General features: G+C 45.0%; 1 protein-coding gene. It reads left to right on the top strand.

From position 1 onward, the window contains the following. Window positions 1-422: 3'-5' exonuclease (locus tag R7040_RS26790; RefSeq protein ID WP_318097637.1), on the top strand; the 422-nt coding region annotated here is incomplete at its 5' end. Between the last annotated feature and the right edge of the window lie 267 nt (window positions 423-689).

Below are 689 nucleotides of genomic sequence, written 5' to 3'. Positions count from 1 at the left end.
TACGTGCGCCCCAATCGTTAGATTCTAGGTCAGTGAAGATTCATAAAATTCGCCATCAAGATCTGGCTGATGGTATCAGCGAAAAAGAAGCGTTGCTGAAACTGCTCACGTTCATCGGCAACCGTCCTTTAGTCGGATATCACATTCGTTATGACAAAAAAATTCTCGACCTTGCCTGCCAAAGGCAACTCGGCTTCCCATTGCCAAACCCATTAATTGAAGTCAGCCAGATTTATCACGACAAACTAGAACGGCATTTACCCAATGCCTACTTCGACTTAAGTCTGGATGCGATTTGCAAGCACCTTGAACTGCCCATTCAAGATAAACACGACGCACTGCAAGATGCGATTTCTGCCGCCTTGGTTTTTGTGCGCCTCACCAAGGGCGATCTGCCAAATCTCACCGCGCCATACACATAAATCCTGTTGACCTAGCTCCCATAATTACTTTTATTTCAAGCATTTTCCGGCACACCCCTCTGTCTCATCCTAAAGTCTAATTGTGGAAATACGCGCTGTGACTGACAGTTATAGGCACAACGTCGTTCTAGGACGACTGAGTATTTAAGAACCAAAAGACAGCCCTACAAAAATACATATTCAGAATCTTAAGTAGATTGGTGTAAGGCCGAGAAATAAGGCACAAGGAGAGAAGCCATGAGCGAAGCCCACGTTTATCCGGTAAAA

The organism is Vibrio sp. 1069 (genome assembly GCF_033340555.1).
This window is presented reverse-complemented; position numbering and strand designations above follow the sequence as displayed.